General features: G+C 44.6%; 13 protein-coding genes. 9 read left to right on the forward strand and 4 right to left on the reverse strand.

Going from position 1 to position 17463, the window contains the following annotated elements; all coding sequences use genetic code 11:
- The first annotated feature begins 64 nt into the window (after window positions 1-64).
- On the forward strand, window positions 65-1180 hold the full coding sequence (locus R7P80_RS06780; RefSeq protein WP_154205059.1) for an efflux RND transporter periplasmic adaptor subunit: 1116 nt from the start codon (window positions 65-67) through the stop codon (window positions 1178-1180).
- A gap of 9 nt (window positions 1181-1189) precedes the next feature.
- A complete protein-coding gene (gene vmeK, locus R7P80_RS06785; RefSeq protein WP_025768204.1) occupies window positions 1190-4294 on the forward strand; it encodes a multidrug efflux RND transporter permease subunit VmeK in 3105 nt (1034 codons plus the stop codon).
- 65 nt (window positions 4295-4359) lie between these two features.
- Here the strand turns inward: vmeK and R7P80_RS06790 are convergent, their stop codons facing one another.
- Window positions 4360-5652, reverse strand: coding sequence for a peptidoglycan DD-metalloendopeptidase family protein (locus tag R7P80_RS06790; RefSeq protein WP_033905576.1), 1293 nt, complete (start codon window positions 5650-5652; stop codon window positions 4360-4362).
- 130 nt (window positions 5653-5782) lie between these two features.
- Between R7P80_RS06790 and tyrS the strand changes: the two genes are divergently transcribed.
- Together tyrS and R7P80_RS06800 are read left to right on the forward strand one after the other, a co-directional pair.
- Entirely contained in the window at window positions 5783-6970 is a 1188-nt protein-coding gene (gene tyrS, locus R7P80_RS06795; protein ID WP_017820416.1) for a tyrosine--tRNA ligase, read from the forward strand.
- A 418-nt stretch (window positions 6971-7388) separates the two neighbouring features.
- Window positions 7389-8234, forward strand: a complete 846-nt coding sequence (locus R7P80_RS06800) for a magnesium transporter (protein ID WP_005380062.1) — start codon at window positions 7389-7391, stop codon at window positions 8232-8234.
- Here the strand turns inward: R7P80_RS06800 and dacB are convergent.
- On the reverse strand, window positions 8213-9634 hold the full coding sequence (gene dacB, locus R7P80_RS06805; RefSeq protein WP_017820417.1) for a serine-type D-Ala-D-Ala carboxypeptidase: 1422 nt from the start codon (window positions 9632-9634) through the stop codon (window positions 8213-8215). The two genes, R7P80_RS06800 and dacB, sit on opposite strands and share 22 nt — an antisense overlap.
- 186 nt (window positions 9635-9820) lie before the next feature.
- The gene (locus R7P80_RS06810; protein WP_005380064.1) at window positions 9821-10843 is read right to left on the reverse strand and encodes a porin; all 1023 of its coding nucleotides are present in this window, start codon (window positions 10841-10843) and stop codon (window positions 9821-9823) included.
- 545 nt (window positions 10844-11388) lie between these two features.
- Between R7P80_RS06810 and greA the strand changes: the two genes are divergently transcribed.
- On the forward strand, window positions 11389-11862 hold the full coding sequence (gene greA, locus R7P80_RS06815) for a transcription elongation factor GreA (RefSeq protein ID WP_005380065.1): 474 nt from the start codon (window positions 11389-11391) through the stop codon (window positions 11860-11862).
- 84 nt (window positions 11863-11946) lie between these two features.
- Here greA and yhbY read toward each other — a convergent pair whose 3' ends face one another.
- Entirely contained in the window at window positions 11947-12243 is a 297-nt protein-coding gene (gene yhbY, locus R7P80_RS06820) for a ribosome assembly RNA-binding protein YhbY (protein ID WP_005380066.1), read from the reverse strand.
- Between the two features lie 138 nt (window positions 12244-12381).
- On the opposite strand from yhbY, the gene rlmE reads away from it, so the two are divergent.
- The 4 genes from rlmE (at window position 12382) to glmM (ending at window position 17336) form a co-directional block, all read left to right on the forward strand.
- Window positions 12382-13011: a 23S rRNA (uridine(2552)-2'-O)-methyltransferase RlmE gene (rlmE, locus tag R7P80_RS06825; protein ID WP_104975562.1), complete on the forward strand. Its 630-nt coding sequence runs from the start codon at window positions 12382-12384 to the stop codon at window positions 13009-13011.
- A 108-nt stretch (window positions 13012-13119) separates the two neighbouring features.
- Complete coding sequence (gene ftsH / locus R7P80_RS06830; RefSeq protein WP_017635895.1) at window positions 13120-15093, forward strand: ATP-dependent zinc metalloprotease FtsH; 1974 nt, start codon at window positions 13120-13122, stop codon at window positions 15091-15093.
- 52 nt (window positions 15094-15145) lie between these two features.
- Window positions 15146-15976, forward strand: coding sequence for a dihydropteroate synthase (gene folP, locus R7P80_RS06835; RefSeq protein WP_017820419.1), 831 nt, complete (start codon window positions 15146-15148; stop codon window positions 15974-15976).
- 19 nt (window positions 15977-15995) lie between these two features.
- Window positions 15996-17336 (forward strand): phosphoglucosamine mutase, encoded by a 1341-nt coding sequence (gene glmM / locus R7P80_RS06840; RefSeq protein ID WP_005388992.1) that lies wholly within the window; start codon window positions 15996-15998, stop codon window positions 17334-17336.
- Window positions 17337-17463: the final 127 nt, after the last annotated feature.

Raw genomic sequence — 17463 nt, forward strand, 5'->3', positions numbered from 1 at the left:
TAGAAGGATGTCACGTAAAGCACACGCTCGCAGATATGCAGAGAAATAATAAAAAGGACTTTATATGTCTGGACTTTCTTTTGGACGCCGAATTGTCGAGCGCCCTTGGCTAGTATCTCTTATCCTCGTCTTACTTCTTGTTGCATGGCTAACCATCGGCCAACTCAAAGCACAAGATGATCATCCTAACTCTTCAACATCCACGAACACGACACCACTTGCAAAGGTGATGTTTGATACTTTTCTTGCCGAACCTACCAGTAAAACCATTGAATTGTATGGACGAACAGCGCCCAATCGTCAAGCGCGTCTTGGCGCCGAAGTTGCCGGTAAAATAGTCAGTCTTAACATAAAGAAAGGCCAAGCGGTCAAACAGGGACAAGTGATCGCAAACATCGATAAGCGCGACCTTGGCATTCAACTTAAACGGGCCCAGGCGATGCTGTTGGTTAAAGAGAAAGAGTTTAATGCAGCTAAATCGCTAAAAAGTCGTGGACTGCAAGGTGAGGTTGCATTTGCGACAGCGCAAGCAGCGTTGGTAGATGCACGTGCGAATTTGAGTAACGTGCAAACGGCTTTAAGAAATACTGAGGTTAAAGCGCCATTTGATGGCATCGTAGATCACCACTTTGTTGAGTTAGGTGATTTTGTCGGGATTGGCGATCCTATTGCGACGGTCATTGATTTGGATACTTTAGTGATTGAAGCCGATGTCAGTGAACGGCATATACAATACCTTAAGGAAGGCCTAGAAGCCGACGTAAGAACCATTAACCAACAGCATCATCAAGGTCGTGTGCGCTACATTGGACGTGTTTCTTCTGCTTCTACTAATACATTTCCAATTGAAATCGAAATTGATAATCAAGACGCAAGAATTCCTGCCGGTATGAGCGCAGAAGTACAGCTGCCTTTGAGTGAAGTGTTGGCAGTAAAGATTACGGCTGCCATGTTAGCACTAGATGAAGAAGGTAACTTAGGTGTCAAGACACTGCGTAATGAGCATGTTGAGTTTGTTCCAATTCAACTCGTTAAGGCCGAGGATGATGGTGTGTGGCTCTCTGGGTTAGGAGAGCGTGCAGACATTATCGTGCTGGGACAAGGTTTTGTGCGAGATGGTGATCAAGTACTGGCCAATAAAGTTGATGACGTAGTTGTTGAAGCGGCTAGTGAGCAGTAAGGAGCACTTATGTACACTCTGATTGATGCTGCGTTATCCCGCGCTCGCACCATGCTGACATTACTGGTGATGATCTTAATTGCCGGTGTCATTACTTACGTCACTATCCCCAAGGAATCGAGCCCTGATATTACCATTCCTATTATCTACGTTTCTGTTGGGCATCAAGGCATTTCTCCCGTCGATGCCGAACGTTTATTAGTTCGGCCAATAGAGCAAGAGTTGCGCTCTATTGAAGGCGTAAAAGAGATGACCTCTGTGGCATCAGAAGGTCATGCTTCGGTGACGCTGGAATTTAGTGTTGGAGTGGATCTTGATAAAGCGATGGCAGATGTGCGTGATGCGGTTGATCTTGCAAAGCCAAAATTACCAGAGGACAGTGATGAGCCAACGGTAAATGAAGTCACGTTTGCATCTGAAGAGCCTGTTTTGACTGTTGTTCTATATGGCACCGTACCAGAGCGGACCATTGTACAGATTGCCAGAACGCTACGTGATCGTTTGGAGAGTTTCCGTCAGGTTCTTGAAGTTGAAATCGCAGGGGATCGCGAAGACATCGTGGAAATAGTTGTCGATCCGCTATTGATGGAAAGCTACGGTCTCGATCAAGCGGATATCTATAATTTAATTGCCTTGAATAACCGAGTTGTGGCTGCGGGGTTTGTCGATACTGGGTATGGACGCTTTTCGGTAAAAGTCCCATCGGTTTTTGATTCACTGAAAGATGTGCTTGAACTACCGATCAAGGTGAATGGCAAAGAGGTGATCACTTTTGGCGATGTGGCGACAGTACGGCGTGCATTTCGCGATCCTGAAAGTTTTGCTCGTTTAGATGGCGAATCTGCCATCGTTTTGGACGTAAAAAAACGGGCAGGGGAAAACATCATTGAAACGGTTGAGCTGGTAAAAGAAGTACTGGCTCAGGGACAGAAGCGCGCCGAGTGGCCCGACAATTTGCAAGTTAAATACACTTGGGATCAATCCGACGATGTCAAATTGATGCTCAGTGATCTACAAAACAATATCTTATCCGCAATTATCCTCGTAGTTATCGTCATTATTGCCATATTGGGGGTTAGGACCGCGCTTCTCGTGGGGATTTCTATTCCAGGATCGTTCTTGACTGGGTTGTTGGTGTTATCGGTATTTGGGCTGACGGTCAATATCGTCGTACTGTTTGCTTTAATTATGGCAGTAGGCATGTTGGTGGATGGTGCCATTGTGGTGACAGAGTTTGCAGATCGGCGCATGCAAGAAGGAACGCCACGTAAAGAAGCCTATCGAGATGCAGCAAAGCGAATGGCCTGGCCGATTACCGCATCCACAGCAACCACATTGGCTGCGTTTGCTCCGTTACTTTTCTGGCCAGACATCACTGGTGAGTTCATGAAGTACTTACCACTTACTTTAATTGCTACCTTGGCCGCTTCACTGATGATGGCTTTACTGTTCGTTCCTGTCATCGGTGGGATCATTGGCAAGCCTCAAGTCGTCAATCAGAAAGCTCAGCGAGAAATGGTGGAGCTGCATAACGGCAACTTTGAAAAAGCGACAGGCATTACCAAGCTTTATTACCAGACTCTGTCGGTAGCGATTCGTCATCCATGGAAAGTCTTACTCAGCGCGATACTGCTAGCGGCAGGTGTCGGCTTCACTTACAACAAAGCTGGCTTGGGTGCAGAGTTTTTCCCTGAGGTGGACCCTGCCTTTTTTACCGTTAAAGTTCGTTCTTATGGTGACTTGTCTATTCACGAAAAAGATGTTGTTATGCGCGAAATCGAGAAGGTGATGCTCGGTCATGACGAGTTTGAAAGTGTCTACACGCGCACGGGGTCGAGCGATAATGGGGACGAGATTGGCCAGATTCAAATAACGCCTGTGGATTGGCAGTATCGACGCAAAGTGAAAACCATTATTGAGGAACTAAAAGAGACGACAGATCGCTTTTATGGTGTTGAACTTGAGTATAAATTCCCGGACGCAGGACCGCCTGTCGAGCATGATCTCGTGATTGAAGTATCATCACGAAACTTGAGTGTTAGTGCGTTAGATGAAGCGGCCAAAAAAGTACGACATTGGGCTGATGGTAATCCTGCACTGACCAACTTGAGTGATACCACTAATAAGGAAGGGATTGATTGGCAAATTGATATCCAGCGAGATGACGCCTCTCGCTTTGCAGCGGATGCTACCTTAGTCGGGAATACCGTCCAGTTTGTTACGAACGGCTTGAAAATAGGCGATTATTTGCCTGATGATGCAGATGAAGAAGTCGATATTTTGGTGCGCTATCCGCAAGATAAGCGCGACATAGGTCGATTTGATCAGCTGAGAGTGAAAACGGCAGCTGGTCTAGTACCGATTACGAATTTTGCTCAAATCAAACCAGATCATAAGCAAGACACCATTCGTAGGGTCGACGGTCATCGAGTTATCAATATTAAAGCGGATATGGTGGAAGGTTACAATTTAGCGCTTGAATTACCTAAGATTGCCGCTGGAATGGAACAGCTCGAGTTACCGGAAGGCATTGAATATAAGATTCGGGGGCAAAATGAAGAGCAGGAAAACTCATCAGCATTCTTGCAAAATGCTTTTATTGTCGCGCTTGGTGTGATGGCTTTGATTTTAATTACGCAGTTTAATAGCTTTTATCAAGCTTTCTTAATCCTTAGCGCAGTGCTGTTTTCTACTGTTGGTGTCTTCGCTGGGTTACTTATTTTCCAAAAGCCATTTGGCATCATTATGTCGGGAATTGGAGTGATTGCGTTGGCTGGTATCGTGGTAAACAACAATATTGTTTTAATCGATACTTATAATCAGATGCGTAAACGTGGCTTAGAAAAATCTGAGGCTATTTTGCGTACGGGTGTGCAGCGTTTAAGACCCGTTTTACTTACGACGGTGACCACCATATTAGGCTTATTGCCAATGGTGTTAGAAATGAACATCGACTTAGTTAATCAGAAAGTGGAGTTTGGCGCACCAAGCACTCAATGGTGGTCTCAGCTTGCGACCGCTGTCGCGGGTGGTTTGGCGTTTGCGACTTTGCTAACGTTAGTTCTGACACCGTGTTTGCTTATGCTCGGGAGAGAGCATCACTCCGAACAGTAAGCTTTATCGTGATGATATCGACAAAACAAAAAGGGCAGCGAAGCTGCCCTTTTCAATACCTTGCCTTACTTCATTGCTAGCAGTTTGCTGTAGCGTTCAAGCTTGTCCATGCTAACTTTCGCGTTTGCCATGAAAGTTTGTCTCGCTTTTCCTGTCAGGGATTTAGATTGTGGCAAATTCACCGTGCGCGGGTTTTTATGGACACCATTCACAAGGAACTCATAGTGCAGGTGAGGGCCAGTTACACGGCCAGTTCCGCCAAGCGTACCGATGGTTTGGCCTTGCTTAACGCGTTGACCAGCTCGTACAGTACGTTTGGTTAAGTGCAGGTACTTGGTAATGTAAGTATTACTATGTTTAATGAAAACGTAGTTACCATTAAATTTGTTGTAAGACGATTTTTGAACAACACCATCACCAGCCGCCCAAATCGGGGTGCCCACTGGTGCTGCATAGTCCGTGCCTCTATGAGGACGAACGCGTCCCGTCACTGGATGTAAGCGGCGTGGGTTGAAGTTAGACGAAACTCGACGGAAATCCAACGGCGCGCGTAAGAATGCTTTTTTCATTGCACGCCCATTTTCGTCGTAATACTTGCCACTTTTCTGATCCAATATTGCGGTAAAGGTATCGCCTTGGTTTTTAAAGATCGCAGCAATGATTTTTCCACGGCCGATTACTTCTCCTTCTACCACTTCCTCTTGGTAAAGTACTCGGAAGCTGTCGTTTTTACGAATATCTAAAGCAAAGTCGATGTCCCAACCAAATATGCCAGCCAGTTCCATGATTTGGTTACCATTTAATCCAGAAGATATTCCTGCATTCCAAAAGTTTGATTTGATGGTGGCTTCAGCGTAGTTGTACTGGAAGTCGACTTCTTTTTTATCAACTTCAGAAACGTACTTGCCGTCTTTTAATGTGATACGAAAAGTCTCGAACGCGCTTAGTGTTCTTCTTAGCTGCACCAAGTCGTTATTTTCGTCAAAACCAAATTGCAATCGGTCACCAGGTCGAAGCCGAGTTAACTGTTTTTCCACTTCTTTGTCTGATGACACCAGTTCATGTAATAGACGAGCAGAAAGCCCTACGCGACTAAATAAGATGGCAGCACTCTCGCCATTTTTTACCTTGTATGTCTCCCAGCGCAGCACGGCGGGAACCGCAGGCGATGAACTATTTAGTGCACTGAGTTCGAGGGAAACTGGAACAGGATAATGTTGACCAACTTTTAATCGGCTCTGCTGCGGGTCTAGGTCTTGCGGATCAGGTAAAAAGAAGAGCGCGAAGATAATCAGCGCACTAAAAAAACCGATCAATACTTTGTGCAAGAGTGGAAGTCGGACAAAAATCGAATGCATGAGGTACTTGATTGCTAAATTAAACGGAAAAAGTGACAACTACCTAGTCTAACGTGTTTCAAAATGCATCGCTATTCAAGTAATATGTTCAGCTATTATATTTTTGCCAAATCTGTGGGAGTGAACAAGAATGGCGAGCATTGAAGCTGCACTAGCCGAGATTAAGCGCGGTGTTGAAGAGCTGATTCCAGAAGAAGAGCTAATCGCAAAACTAAAAGAAGACCGTCCTCTACGTATTAAATTGGGCGCTGATCCAACAGCACCTGACATTCACCTAGGCCATACGGTTATTTTCAATAAGCTTCGCTTGTTCCAAGAACTAGGTCATGAAGTGACGTTCCTAATCGGTGACTTCACTGCAATGGTTGGTGACCCAACAGGTAAAAACACAACTCGTCCACCGCTAAGTCGTGAAGACGTATTGCGTAACGCTGAAACGTACAAAGAGCAAGTGTTCAAAATTCTCGATCCTGCAAAGACTAAAATTCAGTTTAACTCTGAGTGGCTGTCTGAATTGGGCGCAGAAGGTATGATTCGCCTTGCGGCAAACCAAACCGTTGCTCGTATGCTAGAGCGTGACGACTTTAAAAAGCGTTACGCGGGTGGTCAGCCAATTGCTATTCATGAGTTCATGTACCCACTTCTACAAGGTTGGGACTCAGTAGCAATGGAAACGGATGTTGAATTAGGTGGTACAGACCAGAAGTTCAACCTTCTAATGGGTCGTGAACTGCAAAAGTCTCACGGTCAAAAACCTCAGGTTGTACTGATGATGCCGCTTCTAGTGGGCCTTGATGGCGAGAAGAAGATGTCTAAGTCAGCAAACAACTACATCGGTATCAGCGAAGCGCCAAGCGAAATGTTTGGTAAAATCATGTCTATTTCTGATGACTTAATGTGGAGCTACTACGAGCTGCTTTCTTTCCGTCCTCTGGAAGAGATTGCTCAATTCAAAGCTGATGTAGAAGCGGGCAAAAACCCTCGTGACATCAAAGTATTGCTAGCAAAAGAAATTATTGCTCGTTTCCACAGTGAAGCCGATGCCGATGCAGCAGAGCAAGAATTCGTAAACCGTTTTGCGAAGAACCAAATTCCTGATGAAATGCCAGAGTTTGACTTTGACGCAGGTCGCCCAGTGAGTAATCTGTTGAAAGAAGCAGGTTTATGTCCATCATCGTCAGATGCGATGCGCATGGTTAAGCAGGGCGCTGTGAAGATTGATGGTGAAAAAATTGCGGACAGCAAATTTGCTCCAGAAGCGGGTACTTACGTGTTCCAAGTAGGCAAACGTAAATTTGCTCGTATTACTATTCAGTAATCCATAATGACTGCAAATGAAAGCGTCCGAAGGGCGCTTTTTTTGTATGAAAATTTAGCAAAAACGGCAAAGTAAAACTTCCATACCTGATGAACTTTGCTACTATACTTGCGCTGCCAATAATGGCAGCGCTATCGGAGATTTACATGAACAATACCGACCATCCTCCCAGTCGTTGGGTGAGTAAGATTAAGGGAGCGAAATAACCCGCTTCGGTATTGGCGATCTCCGCCTTACCTAAGTGGTGAGGCATCTTTTCTAATTTTCTTCTCGTTATTTCCTTCATACATTCTGAATAGACAGTGCATTCGCATTGGTTTTCTCTGTGCATCTTATTTGTTGTCTGACTTTTAGCGTGCAAGAGTGGCTTTTCATGCTTTGTCGATGGTCGTTACCAATGCCAATCGGGAGATTCGCCATGACGGTAATGAACAACACTTTTATTGAAACAACACCAAACTTTTCTGAAGTAGAAATTGGTGCAGCTCGCAATGCATTCTTGCAGTACGAGCAAGAGCAACAAGTCCATTTGCTTACGGTTATGCCGATTGATGAGGCTGTAGGTATTTTACAGCATTGCTCTGTCGGCTATGTGAATAGTCTTATTGCTCAACTTGAGCAAGCAGGCCATGACAAACGCGCACGTCATTATGCTCACCAATTAGGTCTGCATATGTCTGAAGTTGATACACCTGATGGTTATTTATCGACTAGTGTTTTGGGGCACGTGAAGCAGCGTATTGGGTGGATCATTGCACTGGCTCTTTTAGGGATAGTGTCAGGCTTGATCATTGCTCAGTATGAGGACACCCTTAGTCAGCTTGTTTTACTTGCAGTGTACATGCCAGTGATTGCAGCTGCTGGTGGTAACACAGGAACACAAGCAGCAACTTTAGTGATTCGTGCTCTTGCTACTGGAGAGTTAAAAAAACGCCAATGGTTAGAAGTTTTGTGGAAAGAGAGCCGAGTCGCTCTATTTATTGCGCTAGCGATCGCTATCGTGATGATTGGACGCATTATGTTATTTAGTGCAGGACAATCAACAGGAGGCTTTGAACTGACCGATATCGCACTGGCAATAGCAGTTGCGCTGTTCATTCAAGTCACCATTTCTACAACATTGGGCGGGCTGTTGCCAATTATTGCACGAGCTTGCAAGTTGGACCCAGCCGTATTGGTGAGTCCAGTTCTTGCGTCTATCGTCGATATTTCAGGAATGTGGATTTACTTTAACGTGGTGAACTATTTCTTAGGTATTGCCTGACTAAAGTTCACAATGTCATTGTAAAAAAGCTGCTCAAAATGTGTAATCGGGGCGATGACAGGTGTGTTGTCGTCCCGTTTTTCTGGGAAGTAGTCTGAAACAAACTGAACAAAAATGGTGTTAGGTTGACCATTTTTATCCAAGCCATATCCAGCCATATTGTAAGTCCCGTAGATAGAGCCACTTTTCGCGATCAGCTGTCCTTTAATTGGAAGTTTTCGCATACTTTGTCGGTACTTTAATGTGCCGGATTCACCTGATTTCGGCATGATGGCAATCAATTTGAGTTCGTTTTCATGCTTCCAAATATAGCGCAGCATTTCAGCCATCTTGGTCGCGGAGATCCGGTTATTTCGCGAAAGTCCTGAGCCGTCTTCTAGGCGCGCATTACGAATATCAATACCAGTGTTGGCGAAAATGATCTGCTTGATCGCTTCTGTACCGTTAGTAAAACTGCCTGGCTGAACGAAAAATTTAGCACCAAGTGTTTTGGTTAATGTGTCGGCAATCAAGTTGTCAGAGTTTTTGAGCATATCTTCAAGAATGTCTGGTAAGGCCTTTGATTGATGCATTGCGATGAGCTTTCGCTGCTTTTCTGGCGCCGTACCGACCCTAATCTTTCCTGATACTCCAATGTTGAGCTCCTTGAGCAAAGTCGCCAACCTTTGACTGGTGTAACGCTCAGGGTCTTGAACCGCAAATTTCAGTGGCAATGGTTTGTCTCTTTCAACCAAGCACCCTGTTAGCTTGTAGTTGTTATCGGGATTTGCAACTAAACCTAAGTCACAATGACGACTTTTCTTAATGGTTTTAGAAACTGTTTCTACGGTACTTGTGACACGAATAGGTTGATGCTCTGGTACGTAGACCCGCGTTCCACCATCTTTTTGTGTATAGATAGAGGCTTGTACACAGTTGTTATTGAGTGTGATGGTCGATGCCGGAGCGCTGTAGCAAACTCCCAAGATATCCCACGGCCAGCCCACCGCACGGTTATAACCAGTGAATGCGCTGTTATCGAGCCATAGGTCACCGTTAATCCGTTTTAAGCCATTTTTCTTAGCTAGAGTGAGAAGTGATTTTAAGTCGTTGGTTTGGAGTGTTGGGTCGCCGACAAAGTAAATCACTGCATCTGAGTTCGACGTTTCCAGCTTGGTTCGAAACCGGAAATTATCACCCAGTTCTAGCTTTGCGGCTAATGCGGTGACGATTTTTAATGTACTCGCTGGTGGGAACAGTTGTTCGGTAGGATGAACACCGTCAAGCTCAGCATTTTCACTGAGTTTTTCCGCAACTAAACTGATGCGGGCGCCTTCAGGCAACACCTCTTGATGAGGGTACGCTTGTGAAAAAGCAGAAAGTAATGAAGAGAATATGAGCAAGGGCCAACGTAAACGCATAATGATACTTTCTAAGGTGAGTTATGTGATTGAGTATACGCAAGTCCTTTCAATATGCTAGGTAACTAAAGAAATGCTTCAAATGTCTTCATGAATGAGACACGAGAGAAAGGCGCGCTGCTTAAAATGAAGTATAAAAAATGCCCGCTTCAAGCGGGCATTCGATATTCTAGTCAAAGACCGGAATTAGAAGTCGTAACGTAGACCTAGAGCTAGCTCGTCTTCAGCATCGATCTTAGTTGCAACTGTTTTGCTCGTGTCAGTTGAACCAAACTTGTCACCTGCATCAATCAGGTTGAAGTTGTAAGAAATGTAACCACGGAAGTTAGGCTTGAAGTAGTAAGAAGCATCAACAGCGAAGTTGTTTGCAGAAGTTTCGTTGTTAGTTTCTGCATTGTTGTATGATGTTGTAAATACTGTTTGGCCTAGAGTGTAAGCACCCGCTAGCTCGTAACCAGTGTAATCAACTGTGTTACTGTTGTTTGAATCTTCCATTTTCTCGCCGTCAGTGAATACACCAGCGAAGTAAAGATCAGACATTGTGTAAGATGCAGCTAGCATGTACTCGTTAGCTTTGTCTTGATCTGCGTAACCAGCACCTAGCTCAAGACCAGTGTCAGCTAGAGCGTAGATTGCAGATAGAGAGTAACCGTCTTGTTTGTTGTCGTAGTACTCACCAGTGTTTTTGTTTTCCATACGATCAGCGAAGCGGTAGCTTGCTTTTACGCTTAGGTTTTCAAACTGGCCTTTGTAAGCCATCATGTTGTCTGTACGGTCTGATACAGCTAGTTTGTCTGCTGCAGAGTTACCGTGGTAAGCCATGATATCTGTGAAGTCAGTGATAACGCCTAGTGCACCTTCAGTTTTACCGTATGCGAACTCACCGTAAGCACCGCCAAGACCAGCGTAAGCAAGACGAGTTTCTAGATCGCTCTTGTCGTCGCCGTCTACAGTACCGTTTTGAGCAGTCTCAAATTCACCTTCCCAGAAACCAACACCGTATAGGTTGTCATTGATTTCTTGTTTACCAAGGAAGTTTAGACGGATGCGAGATTTGTCTTGAGCGTCGCCATCTTTCATAGATAGACGTGCTTCAGCACGGCCGCCCATTTCTAGAGAAGTACCGTCTTGGTTGTAAAGTTCAGCTGCGTTTACGCCAGTTGCCATAGCTGCTGCAGATACAGAAAGAGCAATTAGAGTCTTTTTCATCTTATTTGTCCTAGTTAGCTGTCCATAATCATTGTTGTATGGGGGAGAGGTGATCTCTCACAAGTTGTTGGTCCAAAATTGGCTAATTGAGCGATATAGTTCGCACTTGTAAGCCATTGATCTAACAACTCGCTGGACATGTTTTACTGCTAAAGTTTCCGTATGAGTTAGTAAAATGATATAAATCCCACTGATGAACACTGTTCAATTGTGCGTTGTTTTTATTTAAATTACTGTTTTTGATTGAAATTATTGGCAATGACATTGGCCTGACATTGATTAGTTTTTATCTTTTTTGAGGTTTTTGGTGTAATGAACAGTGTTGTTTTTCAATAAATTGAGAAGGTGATTCGCCCTAGAACCGCTCTAAAAGTGAGTCATATCATTATGCCGAAAAGGCATAGTCTTACTGTCTTTCGAATTAAGATGATTTCGTCCGGGAGTTTGTTTACACTAAACGAAATACATCTTTAAGCGCACTACCCAGTCCTATGACAGGGTGGGCTTTTTTTGTCCAAAGACCCATTTGGGCTTGAGGTTATAAAATGGAAAAAGTTCCAATGACACTACGTGGCGAGCAAAAGCTACGTGCAGAACTCGATCGTCTACTTAAACTACGTCCTCAGATCTCAGAGGCAATTGCTGAAGCTCGTGAGCTAGGTGATTTAAAAGAGAATGCTGAATATCACGCCGCTCGTGAAGAGCAGGGCATTTGTGAAGCACAAATCCGTGACATTGAATACAAACTGTCAGTTGCTCAAGTTATTGATGTAACGAAGATGGAGAACACGGGTAAAGTTATTTTTGGTTCAACCGTAACCTTGATTGATATCGACACCGAAGAAGAAAAAACGTACCAAATCGTTGGTGATGACGAAGCCGATATCAAAGCAGGTCGCATTTCAGTGAGCTCACCTATTGCTCGTGGCCTGATTGGTAAGATGGAAGGCGATGAAGTTGCTATTCAAACTCCGGGTGGCGCGAAAGACTTCGAAATTGACCGAGTAGAATATATCTAAGTCGTTTGGAGTAGCATTATTACTCTGATAAAACGCAAAAAGGTCGCCTCAGGCGACCTTTTTTCTTCAGCAACGTAAGTAGAGTTACTTACGAGGGATTTCGATTTTACGCTCTTCAGACTGGCGGTATAGCACAAGCACTTTACCAATAGTCTGAACTTTTTCAGCGCCCGTCTCACGTACGATAGCGTCGATGATTAGCTGTTTTGTTTCACGATCTTCCGAAGCAACTTTTACTTTGATAAGTTCGTGATGGTTAAGAGCGATTTCAATTTCTGCTAGCACGGCTTCTGTAAGTCCATTTGCGCCCATTAGCACAACAGGTTTTAAACTGTGAGCTAGGCCTTTAAGGTGCTGCTTTTGTTTGGTGCTTAGGTTCATTACGCGGCCAATTTTCTTTAAAATAAGGGTTGAAAAAAGCTATTTTAACGCCATCTATTGCTGAAGACTATAATTTATTGAGTAATAGGTAGCGCCTATTAAAACAATAGCTCCAATTTGTGCCTTGTTGGGATTAAAATGAGTAAACAAAAACATTCGGCTAGTTCTGGTCGTTGGTTGAAAGAACACTTTGATGATAAATACGCGAATGAAGCCCGAAAAAAAGGCTACCGCTCACGTGCTTATTTCAAGATCGATGAGATTCAAACGAAAGATAAATTGTTAAAGCCTGGAATGACAGTCGTCGACTTGGGGGCCGCGCCGGGCGGATGGTCTCAATATGCTGCTAAGATAGTAGGGGACAGTGGGCAGATCATTGCGTGTGACTTGCTTCCTATGGACCCGATTGCTGGCGTTAGCTTTTTACAAGGCGACTTTCGTGATGATGCGGTATTGGACGCTTTGCTAGAAAGGATCCAACCTTCCATGGTAGACGTAGTAATGTCTGATATGGCGCCTAACATCGCGGGAAACAATTCTGTTGATCAACCTCGCGCTATGTATTTAGTTGAATTAGCTTTAGATATGTGTCGACAAGTTCTAGCGCCTAATGGTAGCTTTGTCGTAAAGGTTTTCCAAGGGGAAGGCTTCGATCAGTATGTGAAAGAAGTCCGAGACATGTTTAAAGCCGTAAAAATTAGAAAACCAGACTCATCGCGAGCTCGCTCTCGAGAGGTCTTCGTCGTAGCCACTGGTTACAAAGGTTAACCATTTTGCTCTCTTGAGAGCGTGTTAACACTATAGCTACAGTTAATGAACTGTAGTACCCTACCTTTAATTACAATTAGTTATCGAGAGGCTTACACCTTGAGTGACATGGCAAAAAATTTAATTCTGTGGCTTGTTATCGCCGTCGTATTGATGTCGGTATTTCAGAGCTTTGGCCCTGGAGAAAGCAATGGCAGAACCGTGGATTACACCACGTTTGTACAGGAAGTTGGCCAAGGCCAGATTCAAGAAGCAACTTTTAAAGACGGTGAAATTAGCTTTGTTCGTCGTGGCGGCGGTGCCAAAATGGTCACTTACATGCCAGTGTATGACCAAAAGCTTCTAGATGACCTAATTAACCAAAACGTGAAAGTACAAGGCACGCCTCCAGAAGAGCAAAGCTTGCTTGGTACTATCTTCATCTCTTGGTTCCCAATGATCTTACTAATTGGTGTATGGATTTTCTTCATGCGTCAAATGCAAGGCGGCGGTGGTAAAGGCGCCATGTCTTTTGGTAAGAGCAAAGCTCGAATGATGAGCGAAGAACAAATCAAGACAACTTTTGCTGACGTTGCTGGTTGTGACGAAGCAAAAGAAGACGTGAAAGAACTGGTGGACTACCTACGCGATCCAAGCCGCTTCCAAAAACTAGGCGGTAAGATTCCAACGGGTGTTCTAATGGTTGGTCCTCCTGGTACGGGTAAAACGCTTCTAGCGAAAGCCATTGCCGGTGAGGCGAAAGTACCATTCTTTACTATCTCTGGTTCTGATTTCGTAGAAATGTTCGTTGGTGTTGGTGCATCTCGTGTGCGTGACATGTTTGAACAAGCAAAGAAAGCTGCACCTTGTATCATCTTTATCGATGAGATCGATGCGGTAGGCCGTCAACGTGGCGCAGGTGTTGGTGGTGGTCATGATGAACGTGAACAAACACTAAACCAAATGCTCGTTGAGATGGATGGTTTCGAAGGTAACGAAGGTATTATCGTTATCGCTGCGACTAACCGTCCGGACGTGCTAGACCCTGCGCTACTGCGTCCTGGTCGTTTTGACCGTCAAGTGGTAGTTGGTCTTCCAGATGTACGTGGCCGTGAGCAGATCCTAAAAGTTCACATGCGTAAGGTCCCTCTAGCGGGTGATGTAGAGCCTTCTCTCATCGCACGTGGTACTCCAGGCTTCTCTGGTGCTGACCTAGCAAACTTAGTTAACGAAGCAGCCCTGTTTGCTGCGCGCGGTAACAAGCGCAACGTTTCTATGGTTGAGTTTGAACTGGCGAAAGACAAAATCATGATGGGTGCTGAGCGCCGTTCAATGGTGATGTCTGAGGAAGTGAAAGAGTCAACCGCATACCACGAAGCGGGTCACGCGATTGTTGGTCGCTTGGTTCCTGAACACGATCCAGTGTACAAAGTGTCTATCATTCCACGTGGTCGTGCGTTGGGTGTAACAATGTACCTTCCAGAGCAGGACCGCGTGAGCATGTCTCGCCAACACCTAGAATCAATGATTTCTAGCTTGTACGGTGGTCGTTTAGCAGAAGAACTTATCTACGGTGCTGACAAAGTATCAACCGGTGCTTCTAATGATATCGAGCGCGCAACAGATATTGCTCGTAAGATGGTTACTCAATGGGGTTTCTCTGAAAAGCTTGGTCCTCTGCTGTATGCAGAAGATGAAGGCGAAGTGTTCTTAGGACGTAGTGTAACTCAGACTAAACATGTGTCTGACGATACAGCGAAGTTGATTGATGACGAAGTTCGTCAGATCATTGACCGCAACTACGATCGTGCGAAGAAGATTCTTCAAGAGAACATGGATATCATGCATGCGATGAAAGATGCGCTGATGAAGTATGAAACCATTGATGCTCGCCAGATTGATGACTTAATGGAGCGCAAAGCTGAAATTCGTGAGCCTGCGGGCTGGAGTGATAACTCAGCAAGCAAACCAGAAGACAGCGACAAGCCTCAAGCAAAGCAAGAAGTTAAAGAAGAAGCAACGGAGACTGCGAAAGATGCAGAACAGCCTAGCTCTTCTGAAACAACTTCTAACGAAGCGCCTGAAAAGAAAGACTCTGAATAAAGAGTATCGATAATATTAAACCCCGAGTTATCTCGGGGTTTTTGTGTTTATGATGATGATTACAGCAAATAACAAATCTTTGGACCTTTCGCGTCCACATGTCATGGCCATTCTAAATGTGACACCGGATTCCTTTTCGGATGGCGGTAAATACAACTCAATTGAACTTGCTCTTGCTCAAGTTGATAAAATGATAAAGGCTGGTGTAAGTATTGTTGATGTTGGTGGTGAATCGACAAGACCTGGTGCACCGGATGTGTCTTTGGAAGAAGAGCTTAGGCGTGTTGTCCCAGTAATCAAAGCCATTCGTGAAAAGTATGATGTGTGGATTTCCGTTGACACCAGTAAAGCAGAAGTGATGCGTCAAGCAATTGATGCTGGGGCTGATTTGATCAATGACATCCGCTCGCTGCAAGAGCCAGGTGCTCTGGAAGTCGCAGCAGAAGCAAACCTTCCAATTTGTCTGATGCATATGAAAGGTCAGCCTAGGACCATGCAAGTTGACCCTCATTATGATGATTTAATGGGGGACGTGTCGGCTTTTCTAGAAGAACGTATCGCGGCGTGTGAAGCAGCAGGGATTGATAAATCTCAACTGATTCTCGATCCTGGGTTTGGCTTTGGCAAAACAATCGAACACAATTATCATATGCTTGCTCATCTTGAAAAGTTTCATGAATTCGGCCTGCCTATTTTGGCTGGCATGTCTCGTAAATCCATGATCTTCAAACTGTTAGACAAGCCAGCGGCAGAGTGTACGAACGCAAGTGTCGTTTGTGCTACGATTGCCGCGATGAAAGGCGCGCAGATCATTCGCGTGCATGACTTTGAAGAGACAATCGAAGCGATGAAAGTTGTTGAGATGACGAAAAACAATATTTAAATATAATAAAGGAAAGTTTATGTCGAATGAAAGACGTTACTTTGGTACTGACGGTGTGCGCGGTAAAGTAGGACAATACCCAATCACTCCAGACTTCGTACTTAAGCTTGGCTGGGCTGCTGGTCGTGTACTAGCGAAACAAGGCACAAAGAAAGTTATCATAGGTAAAGATACACGTATTTCAGGTTATATGCTTGAATCTGCACTAGAGGCAGGCCTTGCAGCTGCGGGACTTAAAGCAACATTTACTGGTCCCATGCCAACTCCAGCTGTGGCATATTTAACTCAGACTTTCCGTGCCGAGGCTGGTATTGTGATTTCTGCATCACATAACCCATATTACGACAACGGAATTAAATTCTTTTCTTCTGAGGGTACTAAGCTACCTGACGATATCGAATTGGCGATCGAAGCTGAGTTAGATAAAGAAATTGAATGTGTGGAGTCTGCTGAGCTTGGTAAAGCAACCCGTCTAAATGATGCAGCTGGTCGTTACATCGAATTCTGTAAGAGTACTTTCCCATCTGAGTTGAGCCTTGCGAACTTTAAGATCGTAGTAGACTGTGCGCACGGTGCAACGTACCACATCGCTCCAAATGTCTTCAAAGAACTTGGGGCAGAAGTTATCGCTATGGGCGTAGAGCCTAACGGCATCAACATTAATGAAAAAGTGGGCGCAACAGACGTACGAGCACTTCAACAGCGTGTTGTTGAAGAGCAAGCGCACCTTGGTCTCGCATTTGATGGTGATGGTGACCGCATCATTATGGTCGATCACCTAGGTAACAAAGTTGATGGTGACCAAATTGCTTATATCATCGCTCGTGATGCTCTTCGTCGTGGTGAGCTAAAGGGTGGTGTTGTTGGTACACTAATGACTAACTTGGGTATGGAAAATGGTTTAAAGCAGCTAGGCATTCCGTTTGTACGTGCCGCTGTTGGTGACCGTTATGTCATGGAGCAACTGCTAGAAAAAGGTTGGAAAATTGGTGCTGAAAACTCAGGCCATGTGATCTTATTAGATAAAGTCACAACCGGCGATGCGATTGTTGCTGCACTTCAAGTACTTGCTTCTGTAATTGGCAGCGATATGTCTTTATATGAACTATCGCAAGGAATGACACTATATCCTCAGGTTTTAGAAAATGTCCGTTTCTCAGGAGAAAGTAACCCTCTTGAAGCTACAGCTGTATTAAACGCTGTCGCTGAAGTAGAGGCGACACTTGGTGATAAAGGGCGTGTACTGCTGCGTAAGTCTGGCACTGAGCCTTTGATCCGCGTTATGGTGGAAGGCGAAGATGGTGAACTAGTTCAACACTCAGCATTGAAAATCGCTGAGGCTGTTAAAGCAAGTTGTTAATCATTGCGTTAAAGCATGTCTTGAATGAAAAGGGCATCTTTTGCCCTTTTTTTGAGCGCTTAACGCATTGGCATTGATTTTTTACTAATTTTCCCTTGTCAGCGTTACTGGCTTTCGCTAGTATTGC

It is taken from the genome of Vibrio sp. 2092 (genome assembly GCF_033339635.1).
Lineage (GTDB): Bacteria > Pseudomonadota > Gammaproteobacteria > Enterobacterales > Vibrionaceae > Vibrio > Vibrio alginolyticus.

Coding starts and splice junctions, on each gene's coding strand:
- R7P80_RS06780 (WP_154205059.1), top strand. CDS start 65: ATGTCTGGACTTTCTTTTGGACGCCGAATTGTCGAGCGCCCTTGGCTA.
- vmeK (WP_025768204.1), top strand. CDS start 1,190: ATGTACACTCTGATTGATGCTGCGTTATCCCGCGCTCGCACCATGCTG.
- R7P80_RS06790 (WP_033905576.1), bottom strand. CDS start 5,652: ATGCATTCGATTTTTGTCCGACTTCCACTCTTGCACAAAGTATTGATC.
- tyrS (WP_017820416.1), top strand. CDS start 5,783: ATGGCGAGCATTGAAGCTGCACTAGCCGAGATTAAGCGCGGTGTTGAA.
- R7P80_RS06800 (WP_005380062.1), top strand. CDS start 7,389: ATGACGGTAATGAACAACACTTTTATTGAAACAACACCAAACTTTTCT.
- dacB (WP_017820417.1), bottom strand. CDS start 9,634: ATGCGTTTACGTTGGCCCTTGCTCATATTCTCTTCATTACTTTCTGCT.
- R7P80_RS06810 (WP_005380064.1), bottom strand. CDS start 10,843: ATGAAAAAGACTCTAATTGCTCTTTCTGTATCTGCAGCAGCTATGGCA.
- greA (WP_005380065.1), top strand. CDS start 11,389: ATGGAAAAAGTTCCAATGACACTACGTGGCGAGCAAAAGCTACGTGCA.
- yhbY (WP_005380066.1), bottom strand. CDS start 12,243: ATGAACCTAAGCACCAAACAAAAGCAGCACCTTAAAGGCCTAGCTCAC.
- rlmE (WP_104975562.1), top strand. CDS start 12,382: ATGAGTAAACAAAAACATTCGGCTAGTTCTGGTCGTTGGTTGAAAGAA.
- ftsH (WP_017635895.1), top strand. CDS start 13,120: ATGGCAAAAAATTTAATTCTGTGGCTTGTTATCGCCGTCGTATTGATG.
- folP (WP_017820419.1), top strand. CDS start 15,146: ATGATGATTACAGCAAATAACAAATCTTTGGACCTTTCGCGTCCACAT.
- glmM (WP_005388992.1), top strand. CDS start 15,996: ATGTCGAATGAAAGACGTTACTTTGGTACTGACGGTGTGCGCGGTAAA.